This is a genomic window from Paenibacillus sp. EKM206P (assembly GCF_011066155.1).
Lineage (GTDB): Bacteria > Bacillota > Bacilli > Paenibacillales > Paenibacillaceae > Paenibacillus > Paenibacillus polymyxa_D.
In genome coordinates, this window is the sequence record NZ_JAAMNQ010000003.1 from 591269 (window position 1) to 611707 (window position 20439).

Here is a 20439-nt window from a genome sequence, read left to right on the forward strand (position 1 = left end):
AGCGCTGTCAAGTCAGACTCTTCTCGGAATGAGTAGCCAAACGATCTTCGCTAGACCTGTCTGTCTCCTTTTTTGCAGGAGGAACCAAATCTACGCCTCCTGGATGAAAGGGATGGCATTTGGCTATACGCTTAGTAGCAAGCCATGAACCTTTGAGCGCACCATGCACTTCTACCGCCTCCAACGCGTACGCTGAACACGTTGGATAGAATCGGCAGGTAGCCGGCTTTAACGGTGAAATATAGGAACGATAAAACTTAATCGGAGCCTGTACCACTCTGCGTGTGGTGATTTTCATTTCAGTAGCCCCCGTGGCTGTGAGTGTGAGTGTGACTGCTCGTCTGTCTGAATCCCCCATCCGAATTACTATCAGTATGTCCATTCTTCTGTTGACATTCTTTACAATAACCAAAAATTTCAAACTTGTGCTCGACGATTTGGAATTGATCCGTTGTATCCGTCATTTGCATTGGGCAAAAAGAAATCGGTAATGTTTTCTGACAGCTCAAGCAAATCATATGGTGATGGTGATGATGCTCATTACAGCTCACCTTGAACTTCATTCCATCCTCAAAAGATACCTGTTCCAGCACACCTAATTCCTGCATTACACGCAAATTACGATAAACTGTATCAAAGCTAAGTCCACTGTACTTCTTACCCATATATTCATAAACGTCTTTGGGGGACAGATACCCTTCATTCTCGGAAAATAACGTGGCCAACGTTTTGCGCTGATCTGTAATACGCAGCCCCTGAGCGGACATTGTTGCAATAATCTCATCCTTTGTCAGCATGCGTTTCACCCTCCCCTGTCTGTAGTTTCAGGTTTTCTGATGCAGGCTTAGGCTTGCATCTATTTATTATACCACGATTAAAGTCAATATTATAAGAGATATTCGCATCTATACATAAGAAAAAGACGCTCTCCAGCGCTACGATCAAATTCGCAGCAGGAGAACGCCTATATTCTGCAAGTGACATCGACTTTTAAACGGTGAATGACGAGACCCAAGGTCTAAGCCGGTAAACAGTACCGGTTAATTCATATTAATTTTTAATAGCTGGTAAAGGCATAACTACTACGGAAACCGGCAAGTTACTTCCTGCAGCAGCAGTGAAATACATCTCTACACTTTCCTCGATATGCCCTGTGCGATACAGCACACTCATCTCATTTGGAGCCCATACCGAGCCGTTTGTCGGGATACCCACAACCTGATTGTTTACCATCGCATAGCCGGAATATTCGCCTCCACGCGGGTTGAACGTAATCAGTGAATACGGCGCTACATGATCCAATTTAACTTTATATACAACACCAAAATTACCGGCATTGGAAGCAGAAGAGCCGTCCAGACCATCCGTACCAATCAGGTTCGGGTCTACCTTATTATCGCCAAGAACGATACGTTGAGCTGTTTTACCAACCTCTTCGGTATAATTGAGTGAGATATCCGAATTAGCGTACGTTCCACGGTTATGAATACCGTCCTTAGGCAGTTTTGCCAAAGTAGGCAACACGGTCAACGGATCTGTATTTGCATCTAACACAATAACCGTGTATTGAATAGGTTGATCCGTATATAAATCGGATAACAGAGAAATGACTTGTTTTTGCTTGATTTTTTGTGCGTTCAGATCCTGTAAAATAACGCGGCTTTCGCCAGGATTTAGAACTGTGCTAGAACGCTTGCTTCCATCCTGCATGGATTGAAAATATCGTTGAATCGAGACTTTACCCGCAGCCGTTGCAAATTCAGATGGTCCGGCAAAACCGGAATTTTCGACATTCATGTTGGCAGGAGTAATATTGTTGTTGGTTGCAATCACGTACATTTTCACATCTCGACCCGTTTCATTCACATGATGGACGAGTATGCGCGTGCTTCCTGATCCGGTTTCCTGATACACAATTCCGTCCTGAAATACACGTTCCGGGCTGTTAGCACGGATCAAAAGACGCGGTGAAGATGTACTTGTCAAAGGAATGGTAGCCATGGTAGGCACCTGACTGCCGTCTACTGTATATTTATCACCATATGGTGTGAAGATTTTATTGAAATCATCTTCGTTGTACAGCAGTTCATTCGTAATTTTAATCGTTTCACTTTTGGTACCTGTTGCGCCGTGCTTATCAGTCACGGTTAACGTAATCGTTACATCACCTGGTTGGAAGAAGGCAAGTTTCTTGTTCTCCCAATCACGCTTAGTAATAGCATTCTCATCATCCGTACTCAGGTCCGTAATGGTGATCTTTTCACCCATCTTGTACTCTTTTTTATCTGTAGTAAACAGAGCGACTGGCGGTTGGTTCGGCGGTCTTACTGTAATTGTAACTGAGTAAGGATCACTCCAGTTTCCAGCAGAGTCAAGAACAGAATAGGTAACTACATATGTACCCGGCTCCTGAAATACGTCCTGCTTACCTTCCCAACGTTGGTTCACAATCGGTAGACCTGTAGGAGAAGATTCCTTCGTCAAATACGTAACTTGGGTTTCGCCCGCATAGATATCTTTTTGCTGAACCGTGAAGGAAGCTTTAGGCTTCTGATTCAAATCCATGATAACTTGTTTAGTCGTATTATTCACAGTATAAGGAATATTTAAGGCCTGTGTAATCGAGGTCAACGGCACCATAAATACGTTCTTTTGCTGAAAAGCCGGTCCCTTCATTTGTCTGGCTTCACCGTTAACCGTATAAACCTTGCTGTCTGTTTTGAAGCGCATGACATTTGTTCCTTGTGTGATTACGGTTTCTTTGGTGGCAGTGTCATAACTAAACTGCAATCCGACACGGCTGACAAGTGAACGGATAGCTACATAGGAAACTCCGTCCTTAACAGTCATCGGCTGAGTTGCCGTATACACCTGTCCGTTTTGTTCCATTTTCGCGCTGTTTAAATACAAAATCAGTTGATTAGCACCCATGTTTGTTGGAGCTCCACCAGGATTGGTGATCGTTCCGTCTCCACCGTATACATCATTGGATACGTTCGATCCGTTGGTTGTATCCGTAGGTAGGCCAGTCAATGGATCATTGGTTACGCCTGTGTTATCTGGTGTTACCGTGTTGTTTTGTGTGCCTGTTCCCTCTTGAGCTCCGATACTATTCTGAACGCTGGAATCAGCAACATTGGTCTGAGCCTGCTGTGCGCTAACCGAATCGGTGGATTGAACGGTTGTTGATGCTGCTTCTGCTCCTACAGGGGCTACTGCGGCCACCTGAGCTACCGCCAAAGCGGTGAGCATGGTCCATTTCTTGAAATTCATTGTCTGTCTCCTTCTATCACCAAATTATTATCATTCCCGTAAAAAGTCATACTATTAGACGCGTCAGTTGTTAAAAAGTTTCTGGAAATTTTGCTTATCATGAAAAAAAGGGAACTTTCTCCTGTGACTGCAAAAAATTCAACAACAAAAAACCGCCACCCATCTGACCTGATGTGGCGGCGGCTTCATTACTAAGAAATAGCTTTTGCACCATTTACATTATGATGGACGACAGACAGCATTCTTTCCTGCAGTCTCCAGACGACCCTCTTCAATGAGTCGGTAAGCACGTTGAACTTCTTCGTCTGTAGGAGATGGAACTCCCTCCAACGGATACTCCTTACCGAGCATTTCCCACTTGTAAACACCCATTTGATGGTAAGGTAAAATTTCGAATTTCTCGACTCCGTTCAACGTTCCGATAAACCGTCCCAAATTCAATAAATCTTGCTCGTCATCATGAATACCCGGTACAAATACGTGTCTAATCCACATTTTACGCCCTTGCTCAGACAACCAGCGAGCTGTGCTTAGCATACGGTCGTTGGACTTGCCTGTAAGCTTAATATGCTTGTCGTTGTCAATATGCTTAATATCAAGTAACACCAAGTCTGTTACGTCCAGCAGATCATGGATACGGCCCGCATCATTAAAGCCATTACTGTCCAGTGTCGTGTGCAAATTCCAGCGACGTTTCACTTCTTTGAACAGCTCTGCTACAAAATGAGCTTGCAATGTCGGTTCTCCACCGGATACGGTCAATCCGCCTCCCGAAGAACGGTAATAGGCTAAATACGGTTCAATTTCAGCCAATACTTCCTCTAGGGTCATTGGATTGCCTTCATTCAAGGCCCAAGTGTCCGGATTATGGCAATACTGACATTTCAACAAGCATCCTTGCATAAAGAGCACGAAGCGGATGCCGGGACCATCGACGGTCCCGAAGGTTTCCAATGAGTGTATGTGTCCTTTCAACATGTTGCATCATCCTTCCCGCATCCGCTATGCGTGCGTCATTGTAATACTTATTTACATTGTACCGTGGAAAGTACGGTTAATAACATCCAATTGTTGTTCACGAGTCAGCTTGATAAAGTTAACGGCATAACCGGAAACACGGATCGTCAGCTGTGGATAGTTTTCTGGGTGTTCCATTGCATCCAACAGTTGTTCGCGAGCAAACACATTGACATTCAGATGATGTGCGTGGCTTCCAAAATAGCCATCCATCATCGAAACAAGGTTTGTTTTGCGTGTTTCTTCTTCTTTACCCAGTGCTTTAGGCACGATAGAGAAGGTGTTCGAGATACCATCCAGACTGTGTTCATAAGGCAATTTGGCTACGGAACTCAGAGATGCCAAAGCACCTTTTTTATCACGGCCGTGCATTGGGTTTGCCCCTGGTGCAAACGGTTCGCCTGCTTTACGTCCATCCGGTGTTGTACCTGTTTTCTTACCATACACCACGTTAGAAGTAATAGTCAGTACAGATTGAGTAGGAAGCGCATTACGATAAGCTTTATGCTTGCGAATCATGCTCATGAAGCTCTCTACCAGTTCCACAGCGATGTTATCTACACGGTCATCGTTGTTACCGTAGCAAGGGTATTCGCCTTCAATTTCAAAGTCAACAGCAATCCCTTTTTCGTTACGGATTGGTTTAACTTTTGCAAATTTAATGGCACTCAAGGAGTCGGTAGCAACTGACAGACCCGCAATACCACAAGCCATGGTGCGGAGAATATCACGATCATGCAACGCCATTTCAATGCGTTCGTAGCTATATTTATCATGCATGTAGTGAATAACATTCAAAGTGTTCATATACAGTTTGGCCAACCATTCCATCATAGGTTTGAAGCGACTCAACACTTCTTCATAATCCAGAACTTCACCTGTAATGGCTGGGAATTCAGGCCCTACTTGGACGCCAGATTTTTCATCTTTACCACCGTTAATTGCATACAGCAGAGCTTTAGCCAAGTTAGCACGAGCACCAAAGAATTGCATTTGTTTACCGATTTTCATTGCCGATACACAACAAGCAATACCATAGTCGTCTCCATAAATCGGACGCATCAGATCGTCATTCTCGTACTGAATGGAGCTAGTTTCAATAGAAACTTTCGCACAATATTTTTTGAAGCCTTCAGGCAATTTTTCCGACCACAGTACAGTCAGGTTCGGTTCCGGTGCAGGTCCCAGATTGTAGAGGGTGTGCAGGAAACGGAAGCTGTTTTTAGTTACCCGAGTTTCTCCAGTTACGGACATACCACCAATGGACTCAGTAACCCAAGTTGGATCTCCACTGAACAGTTCATTATAGTCAGGTGTGCGCAAGAACTTAACAATACGCAATTTCATAACAAAATGATCGACCAGTTCTTGAGCTTGTTCTTCTGTCATTGTACCCTCTTCCATATCACGTTGAGAGTAAATATCAAGGAAGGAAGATACACGTCCTAAGGACATTGCTGCACCATTTTGTTCTTTGATTGCTGCAAGATATCCAAAATATACCCATTGGAAAGCTTCTTTCGCATTGTTAGCAGGTTTTGAAATATCAAAACCGTGCTCAGCAGCCATTTGTTTCAGTTCATTCAAAGCACGAATTTGCTCGGAAATTTCCTCACGCAGACGAATTACGTCTTCTTCCATGGAATCAACTTCAAGGCTTTTCAGTTGCAGCTTTTTATCTTGGATCAAGAAGTCTGCACCGTATAAAGCTACACGACGATAGTCACCGATAATACGACCACGGCCGTATGCATCTGGCAGACCAGTAATGATACCAGCTTTACGAGCCGCTCTCATTTCATCTGTATAAGCGTCAAATACACCTTGGTTGTGAGTTTTACGAATATGAGTGAAGATATCAATGATACTTTCTGGCACTTCAAAACCATAGGCTTTGCAAGCGTCGATCATCATTCGAATTCCGCCAAACGGCTGTAAAGAACGTCTGAATGGAGCATCTGTTTGTACACCGACAATTTGCTCTTTATCCCGGTCTAGATAACCCGGTTTATGTGAAATAATAGTGGATGGCGTATTCACGTCTACATCAAGCACGCCGCCGTTTGCCAACTCTTTTTTGGTAAGATCGGATACAATATCCCACAATGCAGTTGTGTTGGCCGTAGGACCAACCAAAAATTCTTCATTGCCAACATAAGGTAAGATATTGGTTTCAATAAAATCGTTGACGTTGACTTCTTTAGTCCATTTGCCTTTTTTAAAACCTCTCCAGCCAGATTGTTGCTCTTGTAATTCTCTCTCAATCACCGACATGTAAATCCCTCCAAATTGTTTGGTCTTCCGGACTTGTGATTTTTTTCACGATAAAGCTATTTCTTGAGCCCGGCCTGTTCACCGATGCCTTACGCTCAGTGTCGGGACCTTTCTTACACCCTTATTGTAGAATAATGATAGAGTGTAGTATGTGACAAAAATCACAATATGAGTGATTTTTGTCACTTTATTTTCCCTAGCTTCGCACCTATATCCTTAGCCTTGCCGTTCACCTCCCTTCCCAAACCAACAGGCCCTCTATATAGAGAGCCTGCATCGGTATTGAACGAGAAAATGCTTTTTCACAAGCCTCTTCTTACCTATTATATTATTGGTCAAAACGTCCGTAGAAGGCATTGCGATAGACATCAGCCAACTCAGTAACCAGTGGCAACTTAGGATTCGCAGTTGTACATTGATCTTCAAATGCGCGGTCAGCCAGATAATCTACACGTGATTCGAAATCTTTCGCATCGAAACCGATTTGTTGGAACGATTCCTCGATACCGAGTGTTTTGTTCATTTTACGGATCGCTTCGATCAAGCTGTTAACCCCTTCTTCGGTGGTGCGTGCAGGCAGTCCCAGTATGCGCGCGATTTCTGCATAACGCTCATCCGCAACAAAGTGCGAATATTTAGGGAACGAAGCAAATTTTGTCGGTTTTTTCGCATTATAACGAATAACGTGCGGCATCAAAATGGCATTCGTGCGGCCATGCGCTGTATGGTATTGTCCACCCCATTTATGTGCAAGACTGTGGTTAATGCCCAAGAATGCATTAGCAAACGCCATACCAGCAAGTGTGGAAGCATTATGCATTTTTTCACGAGCCAGCTTATCACCGGTCAGAGCCGATTGTTCTAGGTATTGGAATACCAATTGAATGGCTTTAATTGCCAGACCATCTGTGTAGTCATTAGCCATTACGGACACGTAAGCCTCGATAGCATGTGTCAGAACGTCCATACCTGTGTCCGCTACAGCTGTTTTAGGCAGCGAATATACAAACACTGGGTCAATAATTGCCACATCAGGAGTCAACTCATAGTCAGCCAGTGGGTACTTCGTGTCGCCCAGGTTTTTGTCCGTAATTACTGCGAACGATGTAACTTCGGAACCTGTACCCGATGTTGTAGGGATAGCTACAAATTGTGCTTTTTGGCCCAGACGTGGGTACTTGTAAATCCGTTTACGGATATCCATGAATTTTTGTTTTAAGTTATTGAAATCAGTATCTGGATATTCATAGAACATCCACATGCCTTTAGCGGCATCCATTGGCGAACCGCCGCCCAGTGCGATGATGCAATCCGGTTGGAAACGTCTCATCATTTCAGTACCACGTTCTACCGTAACTGTCGATGGATCTGGCTCTACTTCAGAGAACACTTCGATAGCTACTGGTGTTTGGCGCTGATGCAGATAATGAATAACACGATCTACATATCCCAGTTGTACCATCATAGGGTCTGTGATAATAGCTACACGTGTGATATCAGGCATTTTAGCAAGATACTGTGTCGAATTTTTTTCAAAATAGATTTTGGAAGGTACTTTGAACCATTGCATATTCACCGTCCGTTTCGCCACCCTTTTCACATTAATCAGATTGACTGCCGATACGTTCGACGAAGTCGAGTTACGACCGTACGAACCGCAACCAAGTGTCAACGAAGGAAGATTGGTGTTGTAAATGTCGCCAATCGCACCATGTGTGGAAGGTGCATTTACAATGATACGTCCTGTTTGCAAACGGTTTGCAAACCGAGCGATAACATCCTCATCGTTCGAATGAATAGCGGACGAGTGACCCATGCCCCCGAATTCCACGACTTCAGCAGCGCGTTGAATACCTTGTTCCGCATTTTTTACTTTATAGCAAGCTAATACAGGACTCAATTTTTCCGCAGACAATGGGAATTTTGTTCCTACCCCTTCAATCTCAGCGACCAAAATTTTAGTTCCTGCTGGTACTGTAATACCACTCATTTCAGCAATTTTCACAGCAGACTGCCCGACAATAGCTGGGTTCACTGCACATTTCTCGACATTCATAGCTCCTTGAGTGAGCTTAGCTGCTTCTTCTTTATTTACAAAATAGCAACCGTTAGCGATCATCAATTTTTTCACTTGTTCGAAGATTGGCTCTTCGATAATAACCGCTTGCTCCGAAGCACAAATCATACCGTTATCAAAAGATTTCGAGAGGATAAGATCGTTCACGGCCTGTTTGATATCTGCTGTTTTTTCAATAAAGCAAGGCACGTTACCAGGACCTACACCAAGTGCTGGTTTACCGCAGCTATAAGCTGCCTTAACCATGCCTGATCCACCAGTTGCCAAAATTAGCGCCACATCAGGGTGGTTCATCAATACATTGGTCTTATCCATCGAAGGTGCTTCAATCCATTGAATACAATCGGCCGGAGCACCATGTTTAACAGCTGCTTCGAGCAAGACGCGGGCTGCTTCCGCACTACACGATTGAGCAGATGGATGGAAACCGAAAATGATTGGGTTACGTGTTTTAATGGCAATCAGCGCTTTGAACATCGTAGTCGAAGTCGGGTTTGTCACTGGAGTGATCCCCATGATAATACCGACTGGCTCTGCTATCTTTTGAAAACTGTCAAAATCATTGTCTTCAATGACACCGACGGTTTTTTCATTTTTGATGCTATGATAGATATATTCTGTTGCAAACATGTTTTTGGTGATTTTGTCCTCGTACACACCGCGTCCTGTTTCTTCAACAGCCAACTTCGCCAGGTACATGTGTTTATCCATCCCTGCGAGTGCCATAGCTTGTACGATTTCGTCAATCTGTTCCTGATTCATACTCATGAAAGCTTGCTGTGCCCGGTTCCCCCGGTCAATCAGCGTTTGAATATACTGCTCTGCGCTTTGCTCTTTTTGAATAACCTCGTTTTTAACAGCCATTTCCCTCATCCTCCTGTTATCTCGTGTACTATCTCTTGTTCACGCACTGATCGTAACACAGCTTTTCAAGATATATTGTGATTTTTTTCACAATCTATTTAAAATTTTATTTTATGAAGTGAATTAAATCACAAAGTTTGGAATTCTGCCACTTTTACCCCCTCTTCTTGCCCCAAAAACTCATTGCACAAGTATATAATGAATTTGAATTGATCAAGTTGCAGATAAAAAACATAGGATACAAAGGGGAAATGGACGATGAGAAACCCTACAAATGTAATGGAAGCCCGCGGCAACACCTGTTGCTTCTCGGAGGCCAGCTTCAACCGATTGCAAGTAATGATGAAAGATCGAGTTATGCCAGAAAGCTCGCATCTGTTCTGGGAAGGAGATACAGCGGATAAGCTGTTTTATATTAAGCGCGGACGCGTGAAAGTAACCAAAACAACGGATGAGGGCAAGGAACTTATTCTATATATGTATCAAAGCGGCGATCTTGTTGGTCAAGCCGATCCATTTTTCGGTACTAAGCATTCCTTTTCTGCTGAGGTTCTGGAAGACAGTGATATTGGCGTAATCGATCATACAGATTTGGAACTGCTTATTTGCCAGCATTGTGATTTTGCGATTGACTTTATGAAATGGATGGGTTCACATCACCGCATTACTCAGACTAAGTTCCGCGATTTGATGATGTACGGCAAGCCAGGCGCTTTATGTTCAACGCTCATTCGTCTATGCAATACCTATGGTGAGCCTCACGGCGAACATATCCTGATTCATAAAAAAATTACTCATACTGACTTATCAAATATGATCGGTGCGACCCGGGAAAGCGTAAACCGGATGCTTAGTGATCTACGTAAGAAAAATGCAGTTGAATATGATAATGGTATGATTGTTGTCAAAGATTTGGAAATGCTGCAAGGTGTATGTCATTGTGAACTATGCCCTCGTGAGATTTGCCGGATATAATAAATCGTTTTTTTATGTAAAAGGGAGTGTTATAAGCCACTATAGCTTATAACACTCCCTAATTTATTTCCACTCCCCTACTTATACAGGAGCAGTAGCGAAGCATTTTAATGACAGTCCTTCTTCTGGCAACACTCTTTAAAACTGTAAACATAGATAACTTAAATTCCCCATCTCATAGCTTCTATGGATAACCTTGGCTTTGTTTGCAGGATTGCCACTCCCCATTGCAATAAACAACGGTACAAAGTGTTCTGCTCTGGGTACGGCCTGGCGAGCATACGGTGCTTCGCTTTCATAGTGATCCAAAGCCTCTATATCTCTACTTTGTACTTTTTCAATAATCCAATCATCAAAATCTATAGCCCAAGGTTCTGTTTTCGTTTCCCCCCATTTGACGATACGCAGATTATGAACAGTCACGCCACTACCAATGACCAGAATATCCTGTTCTCCCAGTCCTCGCAGCACTTCACCAATAGCATATTGTGCTTTGGGCGAGAGATATGGATTTACAGAGATCTGAACTACCGGAATGTCTGCCTCAGGATACATACGATGCAACAATGTCCAAGATCCATGATCCAAACCCCTCACCCGATCAGTTTCTACGTCAATGCCCTTTTGTTCATATAATTTTTTCAGCTTATTGGCCAGTTCCACAGAACCATGTGCTGGATATTTCACTGTGTACAGTTCCGGTGGAAAACCGCCAAAATCATAAATGGTATCGTACACGTCATCCATCGAACTGATCGTCAACGTTTGTGTTTCCCAATGAGCAGTAAAGATAACTATTGCTTTAGGACGAATACTTTTCCCCAGTTGCTCTAAAAATGAAGTATAGTCCGTCTGTTCAATAGCAAGCATCGGTGAGCCATGGGCCAAAAATAAAGATGGCATCATATAAAGATCCCCTTATCATCAACAATTTATTTTATTCATCAAGTAACTTTATGTAAGTAATGATACATAAGTAACAGAGTCATGTCAACACAGATTTTAACATACACTTAAAGGTCAAAGATTCTATAAATAAAGATTGATATAGGTATAATGTCATAGTAATATGTAACTAATAAATTTTAAAATTTCACTTTATTTCGATACAAAGGACTGGTTTCCATGGAGATACATACTTCTAATTGCCCAAAATGCGGTTCCGTTTTTCGTCAAAACCTTAGAAACCTCTGTAGTACTTGTATTGAGGAAGAAAATATATTCTTGGACCGCTGTTCTAACTATCTATGGAAGCATCCTTCTACTCATACTCGCCAGCTCAGTGACGTAACTGGTACACCTATAGAATTGCTCACAGATTGGGTAAGAGCAGGCAAATTTCCCTCCACATACAGTCAGCTTGATTATCCTTGTGAGTCCTGCCGTTCCCCTATTTATGCAGGGAGACTTTGTCATTCCTGTCTGGGTACATTCCGTTCGGCCGCGCTGGATATTCAAACCCGTGTGCCTCGCCGTGCAACAGCAGCATTATTCTCAGTTGCAGGGCGCGTCAAAGGCTATTAAGTCGTGCTGCCTAAGCACATCATTTCTGCAAAATGGATAAGTAGTCCTAAACGCAATATAAAAAACAGCCTTTTTTCTAGGAAAAGGCTGTTTTGCTATGAAAAACACTTATTTAGTTTGGTGCTCATCTAATCCATTCCTCAGCCCAAAATTGAATCTGTTCCATAACCGGCTGAAGTGCACGGCCTTTGGTTGTTAGCTCGTATTCAATGCGGACAGGAGTTTCTGGATATACATGACGTGTAAGAATTCCTTCATTTTCCAAATCTTTCATCCGCTCTGATAACATTTTGTCACTCATTGTGGGAATCAGATTGGAAATATCCTTAAACCGCTTAGGACCGCTCATCATGGATTGAATAATTAATCCATTCCAACGCTTGCCCAAACATGAAAAGGCGGTTTCAAAACGCGGACACATTTTTGTACATTGCGGTTGACTCTCCAAATTTTTCACCTTCTTTTGCATTTCGGTTTGATAAAGCTTTCCTTTTGTTAGTATATATCATTTTAGCATACTTTATCCCGAAAGAAAACACTTTCTTCTTAAATTAAATACCTGCGCCGATAAAGTTGCCATGACCAAAACTGATTATACAACAAACCAACACAGCAGGTATATGTCTAAATCGTTAAATCAAAAAAGGCGGAATCCCCTAGAGGTTCCGCCTTTCAATCTATTCATTATATAGCTCATCAAAATGTGATGATTGTCATTATACCAACACTCCACCGAGAGGTCTTACCGGTTCACTTCTACCATATATTGGTTTGTTAATACTTGTTGGAGAAGTCCAACGAATACTATTGGCAATAACCTTCAAAATATCAGGCTGGTAATAAGTCGGATAGGTCTCATGGCCTGGGCGAAAATAAAATATTTTACCACTACCTCGACGGAAAGTACATCCGGTTCTAAATACTTCGCCACCTTCAAAGTTACTAACAAATACCAATTCATCTGGCGCTGGAATATCAAAGAACTCGCCATACATCTCTTCCTGCTTCAACAATATTTTGGCGTCAATGCCTTCTGCAATGGGATGTGACGGATTCACCGACCAAATAATCTCCTGTTCACCTGCCACCCTCCATTTCAGATCGCAGCTAGTGCCCATCAGGGCTTTGAATGGCTTGGAAAAATGGCCTGAGTGCAGCACGATTAAGCCCATTCCTTCCTGCACTCGCTTGACAACACGCGCCGTAACTTCATCGCTCACCTGATCATGGGCTTTATGCCCCCACCACAGCAGCACATCTGTGGAATTCAAGACTTCTTCTCCCAAACCATGCTCTGCATCATCACGCAGTGTAGCTGTTCGAATGGCAAATCCCTCTCCTGCCAGGCCGTCAGCCAACGCTTTGTGTATCCCGTCAGGATATATCTGTTTGGCTTCATCATTCAACTTTTCGTTCAAAAATTCATTCCAAATGGTGACGTTAATCATCAACATTTCCCCCTATTAGGTTAGACCCACCACATCTCGCTCAGCGGTTCTTCAATCAGTACCTGGCGAAGATTGTGGACAGCCTTAGTAAAGCCCTCTTCCACGGACATCAGACCATCTTCATGCTCAATACTCACTACATGATCGTATCCCACCAAACGCAGAGCACTGATAATATCTGCCCAGGTTTTTACATCATGTCCATAACCCACAGTACGGAACTGCCAAGCGCGATCTAGCATTTTCGTATATTCCTGCATATCGGTAAGTCCATATTTATTTACATTAATTGGATCAATCGTCGTATCCTTGGCATGAAAGTGGTGAATAGCTCCCTCTCGGCCCAAAATTTGAACTGCCTGCACTGGGTCAATTCCCTGCCACCACATATGGCTCGGATCGAGATTAGCACCAATAACCTCTCCCGCAGCTTCACGTAAACGAAGCAAGGTCGCTGGTGTATGAACGGAGAAGCCTCCGTGTAGCTCCAGTCCAATTTTAACATGATGATCTGCTGCAAATTTCCCCGTCTCGGTCCAGTAAGGAATAATTTTATTCTCCCATTGCCACTTCAACACTTCTTGAAAATCATTAGGCCACGGAGCCACAGGCCAGTTTGGATATTTCGCATCCTCATGATCTCCCGGACAGCCGGAGAAAGTGTTCACAACTGGAACTTCCAGCTTTTCTGCCAATCGAACGGTTTTAAGAAACGTATCATGATCAGCCTGGGCCAAATGCTTTTGCGGATGAAGAGGATTGCCGTGACAGCTAAGTGCGCTAATCGTTAGTCCGCGGGACTCTACTGCCTTTTTAAAATTTTTGAGCGCTGCATCATTCTCCAGCAATTCATCCGGCTTACAATGCTTATCCCCCGGGTTGCCGCCTGTACCGATTTCTACAGCATCCAATCCTTGAGAAGCCACATAATCCAACGCTTCCTCCAGCGAACGGCCACCGAACAACACCATAAATACTCCAAGTTTCAAAAGAAATCCCCCCTGTATCATATGTGAAAAAAGCTGCTTTCATTATAACGATGGTCTATTCGGGATAATTACGGCTTAGTCAAAATAGACAGCTTTTCCCGTACGTGCCGATTCATAGATAGCTTCCAAAATTTCAGTAACAACCAGTGCCTGTTCCGGCTTCACAAGAGGTTCTTTGTCGTCCAGAATAGATTCGATCCACAGGCGGGCTTCGCGGTCTGCTTCATTTTCCGTCTCTCCAGAGTAAAAGGCAACACCACCTGCATCCAGATCTATTTTCGTATCAAATAAACGGCTGTTCTTTTCTCCGTTAATGCGCAATCCATCCTGCATATCGGCTCCGCCTTCGGTACCGCATAACAGTGTCTTCGCTTCGCCAAACTCTACAACGTTCAATGCCCAGCTGGATTCCAGTACAATCGTAGCTCCATTTTGCATCGTAATAAAACCAAAAGCTGAGTCCTCTACCTTAAATTCCTCAGGGTTCCAAGGCCCAAAGGCATTTGCCGCATCTTTACGATCCCCTAGCTTATGGAAAGTTGAACCTAGTACGCTTTTAGGCTTGTAATTATCCATCAGCCAGAGTGTCAGGTCTAGTGCATGCGTGCCAATATCAATAAGAGGACCACCGCCCTGCTTCTCTTCATCCAAGAATACTCCCCAAGTCGGAACCGCGCGACGGCGTAGAGCAATGGCTTTGCCCAGATAAATTTCTCCAAGCTCTCCTTGCTCGACTAATTGCTTCAGGTACAAACTGTCATCACGATAACGGTTTTGATACGCTATGGACAGCTTCTTACCTGTGCGGTTGGCCGCATCAAGCATCTCCCGTGCTTGCTCAGCAGTTTTAGCCATCGGCTTTTCACACAGCACATGCTTACCTGCCTCAAGCGCCGCTACGGTAATTTCCGAGTGCGAGTCGTTAGGTGTACATACATGTACGACTTCAATGTCTTTATTTTCTAACAGCTTACGGTAATCGCTATAAACTTGCGAGCCATCAACACCAAACTTTTCTGCTGCCTCTTCAGCGCGCTCCTGAATGATGTCACAAAATGCAACGATCTCCGCACGCTTCTGCTTGGCAAGACTCGGCAAGTGTTTGCCGTTGGCAATGCCTCCACAACCAATAATCCCGATTTTAAGTGTTTTAGACATGAATATTTCCTCCCTGAGCTGCGTATTGTTGGAGCCATTTAATGCTGGTTTCAATGCTTTCGATTGGAGGGTTTGAGCAGAAATCCTGTTCCACGACGACCCAATCCACACCTGCCTGAATAGCGGCGTCTGTAATGGCCTGAAGCTGCACTTCGCCTTTGCCAAGCTCTACAGTCACTGCTTTTTGCTGCTCGTCACGTGCCATATCCTTTAAGTGAATGATAGGCAGGCGTCCATTATAACGTCCGATGTATTCCACTGGATCATAGCCCCCGTAGTATACCCAACAAGTATCCATTTCGACCTGTAACAAATCATCGGAAACTGCATCATATAAAGCATCGAATACTGGGCGATCATTGATCTTTTCTGTTAATTCAAAATCATGATTATGATAAGCCAGTATCAAACCCTGTTCCTTCACTTTTTCACCAATACGATTTAAATTAGCAAAAAGTTCATCCCACTCCCGCTGTTCTTCGGTTAAATAAGGAACGATTAGGTACTTATTGCCCAATTCTTTGTGGTATGAAATCTCCTCATCCAAATGATCCAGCAAGCGAGAATATTGTACATGAGTTCCGACAACTTCCAGATTCAGTTCATCCAAGAGCGCTCTGACATCCTTGGCATTGCGTCCGAAAAAGGTATGAAATTCTACTCCTTTATAGCCAAGCTCAGCTACCTTGCGCAATGTACCTTCAAAATCCTGTTCAAGCTCTTCCCTTACGGTGTACAATTGCAATCCTACTTTAGCCATTACCCTTCACCTCTTTAAGTTAGGAACCATTATATCTGTTCCATAATACACATCCTCGTCCGGCTTGAACGTACTTACCAGCGTAATGTATTGCCTTCCAATGATGAGTGCTGAAAAGCATGCATGGCTTCTAACACATGGTAGGCCAGCTCAGCATTGGCACGATGGTCCGTGAATTTCAATGCGCCAAAGGCTTTTCACTGTACACATGCTTGCCTGCCTCTAGTATCGCTATATCTGACCATACGTGGCTGCCAGGCACGGTCAGATTAAATACAAGCTCAATTTCAGGCTGGCGCAGTAATTCATCCGATTTGTATACGTTTTCAATGTTGAATTTATCGGCCCTCTCCTTTGCCCTCTCATCCAGTAAATCAGCGATGGCCACCACTTCAATGAGTGGGCTCTTTTGGAGATTTTCAAGATATACCGAGCTAATAGTACCGCATCCGATAATCCCGGCCTTCATTCGTTCCACGTCGTCACACTCCTTGGCCTCCAACATGTACTTTCTCATCTAACATGTAAGCTTTACAGTTCACATAGTATTCTATTTCTGTTTCGTTTAAAATGAATAATATGATTAAAACATGAACAATCTGGTCAATATTTGAAACAGCCATATGCCCAAAGGAGTCATCATCATGTCTATCGTCGAGCCTTGTCAGGTTCTTACCGCAGGCTATTCCTTCCATCGAAAGCCCTTTTATTCGAACCAGCCTGAGGGGATCAAAAATTATTTATTCCGTTTGCAAACAGATGGACGTTGCCAAGCCCGCATTAACGGGGAAATGACACGGATTGAGGCAGGTGACCTACTGTTATTCAATCCTACCGAGCCTTATGAACTGGATATTCATAGTGAGTTGAATCCCATGGGAGAGCTGGTCGTGGAAAGCGGAGATTATCACATTTTTTTCGGTGGTTCCTGGGTAGATGAGTGGTGGAACCATCATAAACGACCCAACAGAATTAAGGTTCAGCTCACAGAAGCCCTGCTTGGCCTATTTCGTCAGCTTGTGATGGAGCAACGACGTATTTCTAATCCTTACCCGGAAATATCAAGTTATTACATACGCATTTTATGTTTGGAGTTTGACCGTATGCTATCCGATCATCCTATCGCTACTCATCATAACTATCTTGCGTATCAGATTAAAAATTATATTGAAGAAAATGCATCCTCTAACTTCAAACTGGATGACGTGTCTTCACACGTCGGTATCAGCGTATCCCGAGCAGTACATCTGTTTAAGGAAACATTCGATACGAGCATTATGCAGTACACGCTGGACATCAGGCTTAACATGGCGAGAGAACGAATCATTTTCAGTCCCATGTCACTGGAACAAGCCGCCGAATCGTCAGGATTTGCAAATTACACGTATTTTCACCGTGTATTTCGTTCCCGCTTCGGTATGTCGCCCAAAGAATTCAGGGTGATTCACCGCGAGCAATTGTAGGACAAAGAGAGCGTTTACCTGAACGCTCTCTTTGTTCATAACCAATAATAGTGGATGCTGCTTACATACCACGACCCAGCTTTTTTACGGAGCAATTGTCAGCATCACTACTGACATTGGTGGCAGTGTAACATCCAAATGCTGACCTTGAAGCTGATAGGATGTGAAAGCTTCCTTTTTCACACGCTCTGGCTGATCAAACGTATTATGTGCCTGCATATCGTCGTTGGCAAGGACAACACCACTGATCTTTTTAACCTCTTCCAGTCCTCTTAGCTCCAAATTCAAGTTTGCCGACTCGCCCGGATGGACGTTGCAAAAGCTGATATGAATATTACCATCCTGCGCCTTGGAGGCGGACACGCTTACTTGCGGGATGGAATCCCCGTCATATTCATAATCGCCTACCTTTACATGAACAGCCAGTGCTTGCGCATCCTGATGCACCTTAAACATTTCAAATATATGGTATGTCGGCGTCAACAGCATAGCAGGACCTTCGGTCAGAACCATTGCTTGTAAAACATTGACCATTTGAGCAATATTCGTCATCTGTACTCGGTCATGGTGATTATGGAAAATGTGTAGATGCAGCCCAGCTACCAGCGCATCGCGCATCGTATTTTGTTGATACAGGAAGCCCGGATTGGTCCCTGGCTCAGTCAGGAACCAAGTTCCCCATTCATCGATGATCAGTCCGACCCTTTTGTCAGGATCATATTGGTCCATAATAGCAGAATGACGAGTAATCAATTCATCCATGTGCAGTGATTTTTTCATCGTCTCGAACCATTCCGCTTCATCAAAGCCGAGTGCTTGCCGTTTCCCTTCCCAGTTTCCCGGGATCGTATAGTTATGCAGGCTCAAACCGTCCATAAGATGCCCAGCTTCACGCATCAACACTTCGGTCCAACGATAATCGTCCACATTCGCCCCACCTGCAATCCGATAAATGCGGTTCTCGCCATAGTTACGGACATATGTCTGATAGCGGCGATACAGATCGGCATAATATTCTGGGCGCATGTTACCGCCACAACCCCAGTTTTCGTTACCCACTCCAAAATATTTGAGCTTCCATGGTTTCTCACGACCGTTTTCCTGACGCCATGCAGCCATTGGGGACTCTCCATCGAAGGTCATGTACTCTACCCATTCCGACATTTCCTGAACTGTACCACTGCCGACATTTCCACAAATATAAGGCTCTGCATCTAACAGCTCGCACAATTGAAAAAACTCATGTGTGCCAAAATGATTATTTTCAACCACACCGCCCCAATGCGTATTTACCATTCTCTTACGATTTCCTTTGGGTCCGATACCATCTTTCCAATGATATTCATCGGCAAAACAGCCTCCCGGCCAGCGCAGCACAGGAATATTCAGCTTTTTCAGCGCTTCCACCACATCATTACGAATTCCGTTTGTGTTCGGAATCGGTGAGTCCTCTCCAACCCATATGCCTTCATAAATGCAACGTCCAAGATGCTCAGCAAATTGTCCATAAATGTTTTTATTAATAATGCCTTGTTTCCAATCGGTATTAACAACAATAGAACCCTTCACAACAAACCCTCCCCAAAAATATTAAGATTGTTGGAACACCCGCATAAATGTTTACGCTTTCATTTTGGTGTAAATATCACTCATTCCACCGAGCTTCTTTCGATTTTAATTTTTACGCATCATCACTTTTAGTAAATATTAATATAAATATTAATAATTAAATAAAAATATTTCACGTGTTTAATATATTTTATTGTCTACTTTTTGTCAATCGTTAAGAAAAGGTCCAATCAAACCAAAAAGCCTGCCATTAAGGCAGACCAAGGTATGACTACTTTAACCCGTAATCCAGGTTCAGCCGAGCCTGAGCATTGTATCTTTTAGGCTGTTCCTATCCACCGTGAACCATGGTAACTGGGACAATTTTGAGCTGCCGCCAAAGCACGTACACGAACAATACTTCCGCTGATACCACACGTATGTCCGGACATTAACTCTTCACATTGTGAGCAGGCCAACAGTCTGGCTTCGTACACTTCATCGTTTACACATTCCATTTTGGGTCTCATGTTGGTTAGAATTCTGGTAATTTGCTCTTCCGATATCGAGATATCTCTTTCACAACCTTTGCAGGTGCTTGGCACAGGTATATCTTCCATCGTCAGCTTACCTCCCCATCAACAATGTCTTAAGTAAATATAGTGAGTCCATGATGCCATAAATGATAACAGTATATCCTTTATTCTGGCTAGCCCTATTTCCGTTCCGACGGAAGGCTGGCAGCCGCCTCGGATACGACCATCGCCAAGTCCTCATTTCCGAACATGGATAGTACCCCTAATACTGTATCCAGCGGAATATCACCCGCTTCTTCACGCGATACAGTCAATTTGCGTACTCGTAGCAGACGCTCGTTGCTATCCTGATGCGGATACGCTACACGATATAATTCCTCTGGCTCCAACCCGTGATTGATACACCATTGCGCAAATACAAGAATCATCATATCTTCTTCTTGCTTATAATTTTCGATGATGGCTTCTTCTAGCTGTTTACCACGATTATCTTCTTCCATTCATTCATTTCTCCTTCAACCTAATTCTTGATG

Annotated in this window: 18 protein-coding genes and 1 pseudogene; 3 read left to right on the top strand and 16 right to left on the bottom strand. The window is 43.6% G+C overall.

Annotated features, from left to right (window positions below):
• Positions 1-7 precede the first annotated feature (7 nt).
• From yidD to adhE, 6 genes are all read right to left on the bottom strand, one after another.
• On the bottom strand, positions 8-298 hold the full coding sequence (yidD, locus tag G9G53_RS09525) for a membrane protein insertion efficiency factor YidD (RefSeq protein ID WP_029517238.1): 291 nt from the start codon (positions 296-298) through the stop codon (positions 8-10).
• Between the two features lies 1 nt (position 299).
• A complete protein-coding gene (locus G9G53_RS09530; RefSeq protein WP_029517237.1) occupies positions 300-797 on the bottom strand; it encodes a Fur family transcriptional regulator in 498 nt (165 codons plus the stop codon).
• 253 nt (positions 798-1050) lie between these two features.
• Positions 1051-3273: a copper amine oxidase N-terminal domain-containing protein gene (locus G9G53_RS09535; RefSeq protein ID WP_029517236.1), complete on the bottom strand. Its 2223-nt coding sequence runs from the start codon at positions 3271-3273 to the stop codon at positions 1051-1053.
• A gap of 219 nt (positions 3274-3492) precedes the next feature.
• A complete protein-coding gene (gene pflA, locus G9G53_RS09540) occupies positions 3493-4251 on the bottom strand; it encodes a pyruvate formate-lyase-activating protein (protein WP_029517235.1) in 759 nt (252 codons plus the stop codon).
• 51 nt (positions 4252-4302) lie between these two features.
• Positions 4303-6564: a formate C-acetyltransferase gene (gene pflB / locus G9G53_RS09545; protein ID WP_165147081.1), complete on the bottom strand. Its 2262-nt coding sequence runs from the start codon at positions 6562-6564 to the stop codon at positions 4303-4305.
• A gap of 328 nt (positions 6565-6892) precedes the next feature.
• Complete coding sequence (adhE, locus tag G9G53_RS09550; protein ID WP_029517233.1) at positions 6893-9505, bottom strand: bifunctional acetaldehyde-CoA/alcohol dehydrogenase; 2613 nt, start codon at positions 9503-9505, stop codon at positions 6893-6895.
• A gap of 258 nt (positions 9506-9763) precedes the next feature.
• On the opposite strand from adhE, the gene G9G53_RS09555 reads away from it, so the two are divergent.
• Positions 9764-10480, top strand: a complete 717-nt coding sequence (locus G9G53_RS09555; RefSeq protein ID WP_013310849.1) for a Crp/Fnr family transcriptional regulator — start codon at positions 9764-9766, stop codon at positions 10478-10480.
• Positions 10481-10618: 138 nt separating this feature from the next.
• On the opposite strand, the gene G9G53_RS09560 is transcribed toward G9G53_RS09555, so the two are convergent.
• Positions 10619-11386, bottom strand: coding sequence for a DODA-type extradiol aromatic ring-opening family dioxygenase (locus tag G9G53_RS09560; protein ID WP_029517232.1), 768 nt, complete (start codon positions 11384-11386; stop codon positions 10619-10621).
• A 318-nt stretch (positions 11387-11704) separates the two neighbouring features.
• On the opposite strand from G9G53_RS09560, the gene G9G53_RS09565 reads away from it, so the two are divergent.
• Positions 11705-12004 (top strand): hypothetical protein, encoded by a 300-nt coding sequence (locus G9G53_RS09565; protein ID WP_223821919.1) that lies wholly within the window; start codon positions 11705-11707, stop codon positions 12002-12004.
• 124 nt (positions 12005-12128) lie between these two features.
• Here G9G53_RS09565 and G9G53_RS09570 read toward each other — a convergent pair whose 3' ends face one another.
• The 6 genes and pseudogenes from G9G53_RS09570 to G9G53_RS09595 form a co-directional block, all read right to left on the bottom strand.
• Positions 12129-12473, bottom strand: coding sequence for a winged helix-turn-helix transcriptional regulator (locus tag G9G53_RS09570; protein WP_034095058.1), 345 nt, complete (start codon positions 12471-12473; stop codon positions 12129-12131).
• A 247-nt stretch (positions 12474-12720) separates the two neighbouring features.
• Positions 12721-13452 carry a ThuA domain-containing protein gene (locus G9G53_RS09575; protein WP_029517231.1) on the bottom strand — a complete coding sequence of 244 codons (732 nt, stop codon included), beginning with the start codon at positions 13450-13452 and terminating at the stop codon, positions 12721-12723.
• Positions 13453-13472: 20 nt separating this feature from the next.
• Positions 13473-14441: a sugar phosphate isomerase/epimerase family protein gene (locus G9G53_RS09580; protein ID WP_029517230.1), complete on the bottom strand. Its 969-nt coding sequence runs from the start codon at positions 14439-14441 to the stop codon at positions 13473-13475.
• 75 nt (positions 14442-14516) lie between these two features.
• Entirely contained in the window at positions 14517-15599 is a 1083-nt protein-coding gene (locus G9G53_RS09585) for a Gfo/Idh/MocA family protein (protein ID WP_029517229.1), read from the bottom strand.
• Positions 15592-16359, bottom strand: coding sequence for a sugar phosphate isomerase/epimerase family protein (locus G9G53_RS09590; RefSeq protein ID WP_029517228.1), 768 nt, complete (start codon positions 16357-16359; stop codon positions 15592-15594). The genes G9G53_RS09585 and G9G53_RS09590 overlap by 8 nt, the downstream gene beginning before the upstream one ends.
• Before the next feature lie 184 nt (positions 16360-16543).
• Positions 16544-16837 (bottom strand): annotated as a pseudogene (locus G9G53_RS09595) (Gfo/Idh/MocA family protein); the annotation flags it as partial.
• 166 nt (positions 16838-17003) lie between these two features.
• Here G9G53_RS09595 and G9G53_RS09600 point away from each other — a divergent pair.
• Positions 17004-17822, top strand: coding sequence for an AraC family transcriptional regulator (locus G9G53_RS09600; RefSeq protein ID WP_029517226.1), 819 nt, complete (start codon positions 17004-17006; stop codon positions 17820-17822).
• 84 nt (positions 17823-17906) lie between these two features.
• Here G9G53_RS09600 and G9G53_RS09605 read toward each other — a convergent pair whose 3' ends face one another.
• The 3 genes from G9G53_RS09605 to G9G53_RS09615 all read right to left on the bottom strand — a co-directional run bounded on the left by G9G53_RS09605 (position 17907) and on the right by G9G53_RS09615 (position 20406).
• Positions 17907-19391, bottom strand: a complete 1485-nt coding sequence (locus tag G9G53_RS09605) for an alpha-N-arabinofuranosidase (RefSeq protein WP_069012739.1) — start codon at positions 19389-19391, stop codon at positions 17907-17909.
• A 320-nt stretch (positions 19392-19711) separates the two neighbouring features.
• Entirely contained in the window at positions 19712-19990 is a 279-nt protein-coding gene (locus tag G9G53_RS09610; RefSeq protein ID WP_029517224.1) for a hypothetical protein, read from the bottom strand.
• 95 nt (positions 19991-20085) lie between these two features.
• Positions 20086-20406, bottom strand: a complete 321-nt coding sequence (locus G9G53_RS09615; protein ID WP_013310862.1) for a hypothetical protein — start codon at positions 20404-20406, stop codon at positions 20086-20088.
• Positions 20407-20439 lie beyond the last annotated feature (33 nt).

Excerpts from the sequence above, each read along its gene's own strand:
- G9G53_RS09600 (WP_029517226.1), top strand. The coding sequence starts at position 17,004 with ATGTCTATCGTCGAGCCTTGTCAGGTTCTTACCGCAGGCTATTCCTTC.
- adhE (WP_029517233.1), bottom strand. The coding sequence starts at position 9,505 with ATGGCTGTTAAAAACGAGGTTATTCAAAAAGAGCAAAGCGCAGAGCAG.
- G9G53_RS09535 (WP_029517236.1), bottom strand. The coding sequence starts at position 3,273 with ATGAATTTCAAGAAATGGACCATGCTCACCGCTTTGGCGGTAGCTCAG.
- G9G53_RS09590 (WP_029517228.1), bottom strand. The coding sequence starts at position 16,359 with ATGGCTAAAGTAGGATTGCAATTGTACACCGTAAGGGAAGAGCTTGAA.
- yidD (WP_029517238.1), bottom strand. The coding sequence starts at position 298 with ATGAAAATCACCACACGCAGAGTGGTACAGGCTCCGATTAAGTTTTAT.
- G9G53_RS09585 (WP_029517229.1), bottom strand. The coding sequence starts at position 15,599 with ATGTCTAAAACACTTAAAATCGGGATTATTGGTTGTGGAGGCATTGCC.
- G9G53_RS09610 (WP_029517224.1), bottom strand. The coding sequence starts at position 19,990 with ATGGAAGATATACCTGTGCCAAGCACCTGCAAAGGTTGTGAAAGAGAT.
- pflB (WP_165147081.1), bottom strand. The coding sequence starts at position 6,564 with ATGTCGGTGATTGAGAGAGAATTACAAGAGCAACAATCTGGCTGGAGA.
- G9G53_RS09575 (WP_029517231.1), bottom strand. The coding sequence starts at position 13,452 with ATGATTAACGTCACCATTTGGAATGAATTTTTGAACGAAAAGTTGAAT.
- G9G53_RS09570 (WP_034095058.1), bottom strand. The coding sequence starts at position 12,473 with ATGCAAAAGAAGGTGAAAAATTTGGAGAGTCAACCGCAATGTACAAAA.
- pflA (WP_029517235.1), bottom strand. The coding sequence starts at position 4,251 with ATGTTGAAAGGACACATACACTCATTGGAAACCTTCGGGACCGTCGAT.
- G9G53_RS09615 (WP_013310862.1), bottom strand. The coding sequence starts at position 20,406 with ATGGAAGAAGATAATCGTGGTAAACAGCTAGAAGAAGCCATCATCGAA.
- G9G53_RS09560 (WP_029517232.1), bottom strand. The coding sequence starts at position 11,386 with ATGATGCCATCTTTATTTTTGGCCCATGGCTCACCGATGCTTGCTATT.
- G9G53_RS09555 (WP_013310849.1), top strand. The coding sequence starts at position 9,764 with ATGAGAAACCCTACAAATGTAATGGAAGCCCGCGGCAACACCTGTTGC.
- G9G53_RS09530 (WP_029517237.1), bottom strand. The coding sequence starts at position 797 with ATGCTGACAAAGGATGAGATTATTGCAACAATGTCCGCTCAGGGGCTG.